This window comes from Parapedobacter lycopersici, from assembly GCF_040395035.1.
Classification (GTDB): Bacteria; Bacteroidota; Bacteroidia; order Sphingobacteriales; family Sphingobacteriaceae; genus Parapedobacter; species Parapedobacter lycopersici_A.
The window spans coordinates 1-4,009 of sequence record NZ_JBEBRB010000121.1 but is presented as its reverse complement, the minus strand read 5'-3'; the positions used below and the strand labels follow the sequence as shown (position 1 = coordinate 4,009).

General features: G+C 51.4%; 3 protein-coding genes. All 3 read right to left on the bottom strand.

What is annotated here, in order from left to right:
• A partial coding sequence (locus tag ABWO75_RS13490; RefSeq protein WP_353186378.1) for an ATP-dependent helicase occupies positions 1–1,813 on the bottom strand: 1,813 nt, incomplete at its 3' end.
• A gap of 113 nt (positions 1,814–1,926) precedes the next feature.
• Positions 1,927–2,613, bottom strand: coding sequence for a DedA family protein (locus tag ABWO75_RS13485; RefSeq protein ID WP_353186376.1), 687 nt, complete (start codon positions 2,611–2,613; stop codon positions 1,927–1,929).
• A gap of 236 nt (positions 2,614–2,849) precedes the next feature.
• Positions 2,850–4,009: replicative DNA helicase (gene dnaB, locus ABWO75_RS13480; RefSeq protein WP_353186374.1), on the bottom strand; the 1,160-nt coding region annotated here is incomplete at its 5' end.

Sequence of the window (4,009 nt, the reverse complement as noted above, 5' to 3'; positions counted from 1 at the left end):
CAGCCACATAAAACAACCGCCGTTCTTCCTCCAGCTCGCTGCGCGAATTGAGCGAAAGCTGCGAAGGAAAGAGGTTCTCTTCCAGTCCCACAATAAATACATTGGGAAATTCCAGCCCCTTGGAAGAGTGGATGGTCATCAGCGAAACGGTATCCGCATTGGGGTCTTTGTCATTATCATCATTGGTCAGCAACGCCACGTCCTGCATAAAAACATCAAGTCCCTTTTCAGCTATATCCTCGCGTTCGCTGAACTCCTTGATTCCGTTGAGCAGTTCCTGTATATTTTCATAGCGGCTGAGGCCCTCCACGGATTTATCCGCATATAGGTCTTTGAGTATACCCGAATGCTGCGCGATATGCATGGCGGCGTCAAATGCCGAATGGTTTTTTGCCACCACCTGAAAACCCTGGATCAGGACAGCAAATGCGCCGACCGCACCCGCACTCCGGCCGTCCAGGTAGGATGCGGCATTGCTGATCACATCCCACAGCGTAATCTGCTGCTGGTCGGCCGCCACCAGGATGCGGTCGACCGTAGTGTCGCCAATTCCCCGGCGCGGGTAGTTAATCACCCGTTTCAGGGCTTCCTCATCGTTGGGATTGAATACCAACCGGAAATACGCGATCAGGTCTTTAATCTCTTTCCGTTGATAAAAAGAGGTACCCCCGTAAATTTTATAGGGGATATTGATCTTCCTAAGTGCCTCTTCCATCGCCCTGGACTGGGCATTGGTTCGGTACAGAATGGCAAAATCGAGGTATTTACCGCCGTGCAGCGCCCGTTCCTGGGCAATGGTTTCCGCAACAATTTTTCCTTCCTCGTTATCGCTGAATGCCCGGTTTACCCGGATTTTTTCGCCCTGCTCATTCTCGGAGAAGACATTTTTCTTCAGCTGATCTTTATTATTCGCTATGATGCTGTTGGCCGCATTAACGATATTCTGTGTCGAACGGTAGTTCTGTTCCAGCTTAAATACCCGCAGATCGGGATAGTCCTTTTCAAAATTGAGGATGTTCTGGATATTCGCTCCGCGGAACGCGTAAATACTCTGGGCATCGTCGCCCACCACGCAGATGTTCTCGTTAATTGCCGCCAGCTTTCGCACAATCAGGTATTGCGAAAAGTTGGTGTCCTGATACTCATCCACCATGAGGTACTTAAATTTGTGCTGGTATTTGTGCAGCACCTCCGGATACTCCCGGAACAGGACGTTCGTCTTGAACAGCAGGTCATCAAAATCCATGGCCCCGGCTTTGTAGCACCGCTGCGTATAGGTCAGGTAAATCTGACCGAGCTGGCCTCTGCCGTTGGCGAAGTCATCCGCCTGGATCTGCTCGTTGCTGCTATACTCCGTGGCGGATATCAGGTTGTTCTTCGCCGACGAGATGCGATTGTATACAAAATTGGCATTATACAGCTTATCATCCAGCTGCATTTCCTTCAGAATGGCCCGGAGCAGGCTTTTGCTGTCGTCGGTGTCATATATGGTAAAGTTGCGCGGATAGCCGATGTGTTCGGCTTCCGCACGCAATATCTTCGCAAAAACCGAGTGGAACGTCCCCATCCAGATGTTCCTTGCCTCATCGCCCACCACCGCGGTGATGCGGTTGCGCATTTCCTTTGCCGCCTTATTGGTAAAGGTAAGCACCAGAATCTGAAAGGGGTCTACGCCCTGTTTGATCAGGTGGGCTACCCGGTATGTAATGACGCGTGTTTTTCCAGACCCCGCACCGGCCACAATCATGACCGGGCCGTTTGTCTGTTCCACGGCCGCCCGCTGCGAGGGGTTCAATCCAGCTAAATAATCCAAAATTAATTCCTGTCTTTTCTGTTTCGTGATCGTGCCGTAAAGGTACGAATTTAGGTGGGTTCTTCGGTACGCCTGGCCGCAAAAGTACCCAAAACCCGATCACGAAACCCCACCTAGCACTCCTCTTCGACAGTCTCCGTCTCAACCGCAGGCGTTGCCTGCTTCCGTTTCCCCGCACCGGTACCCAGCTTGAGCAGCACCGGCGCCGTGGCGAGGAATACAATTGCCATGATGACGTATTCCAGGTTACGCTGAACCCAGGCGTTCTCGCCGAGCAGGTAACCCAGGGTTGCCAGACTGCCTACCCAAAGGATGCCGCCCACCACATTGTAAAGTGCAAACTTCTTGAAATCCATCTTCACGATACCGGCCACAATGGGTGCAAATGTCCGCACAACGGGCAGGAAACGTGCCAGAATAATGGCCATCCCGCCGCGCTTGTCATAAAATTCCTGCGCACGGAAAATATATTCCTTCTTAAACAGCCAGTTGTCTTTCATCCGCAACAGCCGGTGTCCAAAATATTTTCCGCACCAGTATCCTACGAAATTACCCACTATACCGGCCGCCGAAATCAGGGCAATCCAATACAGCAGAGTAAGCACGGAGTCTACCGGTCCCAGTGTCAAATTGGCAATGATAATACCTGCGATAAACAGAATGGGATCACCCGGAAGGAAAAAACCGATGAGAATACCGGTTTCAGCAAAAACAATAAATAGTAATAAATACAGGCCACCGTGGGCAACAATCCAATCAGGATTGGTTAAGTTATTTAAAAAATCAAGCAACGCTTCCACAAACTAATCAAAATAACGTCAAAGGAACGGATGAATACTGGAAAGACGTGGTACAAAATCATGCCATAACCCCAACGGGTCATGTCATTTTTTGATAATATTTTGGAAAAACGGAGGCCGGTAGCCTAACGGAACAGTTACGAAAACGCCGAAAACAACATAAATATTTGATAATCAGCTAATAAATCGAAAAAGAAGGAGACTATCAGAAAACCGGATGAGGGACCGCTGCGCATTTAAAAAGGCGCATCATCATTCATGTCATTCATGCGCGACTGCCGTGTAATACTGCCAGGCTGGTCAAATGACGCGGACGGACCCAGACCGGCACTGAATGAACCGGAAGCCGGAAAATCACCGCCGCCAAAAGAAAAGTCATTCTCCAGGTCGGCAAATTTCACATACTTACCGATGAAACGAAGCTGTACGGTACCGGTTTCGCCGTTCCGGTGCTTGGCGATGATGACCTCCCCAACACCGGCCGTTGACTGGCCGGCCTCGTCTTCCGTGAGGCCATAATATTCCGGACGGTAAAGGAACAGTACCATGTCGGCATCCTGTTCGATAGACCCCGATTCACGTAAGTCCGAAAGCATGGGACGCTTGCTTCCGCCCGGGCGGCTTTCCACCGCACGGCTCAACTGCGAAAGTGCAATCACGGGAATATTTAACTCCTTGGCCACCGATTTAAGCGACCGCGATATGCTACCGATCTCCTGTTCGCGGTTTCCGCCTTTGCCGTCGTTCTTACCATGCATGAGCTGCAGGTAATCCACAATTACCATCTGGATATCGTACTGGGCTTTCAATCGCCGGCATTTCGCACGGAACTCAAAGATATTAAGCGCGGGAGTGTCATCGATCAGCAGGGGTGCCTGGGTAAGCCGGCCGATACGCGAATGGAGCTGCGTCCATTCATGGTCGGCCAGGTTGCCTTTGCGCAGCTTCTCCTGCTCGATTTCGGTTTCGCCCGCGATAAGCCGGTTAACCAGTTGCACGGACGACATTTCCAATGAAAATACCGCCACCGGCTTTCCATGATCAACCGCCGCATTGCGGGCACAGCTCAATACGAAAGCCGTTTTACCCATGGCGGGGCGTGCCGCCACAATCACCAGGTCGGAAGGCTGCCAGCCAGAGGTCATCCGGTCCAGCTCGGTAAAACCCGAAGGAACTCCCGTTAGGCCATCGGTGCGGTCGCGCAGCGTTTCCAGCGCTTCCACCGCCTCACGCATGATGTCGTCCATCTTGCGTGTATCACGCCTCAGGTTGTTCTGCGCAATGTCGAACAGGCTCTTTTCCGCGTGGTCCAGCAAATCGAAAATATCCGTGGTATCCTCGTATGCGTTGTTGATGATTTCGGTGGATACCTTAATCAGTTCACGCTGGATGTATT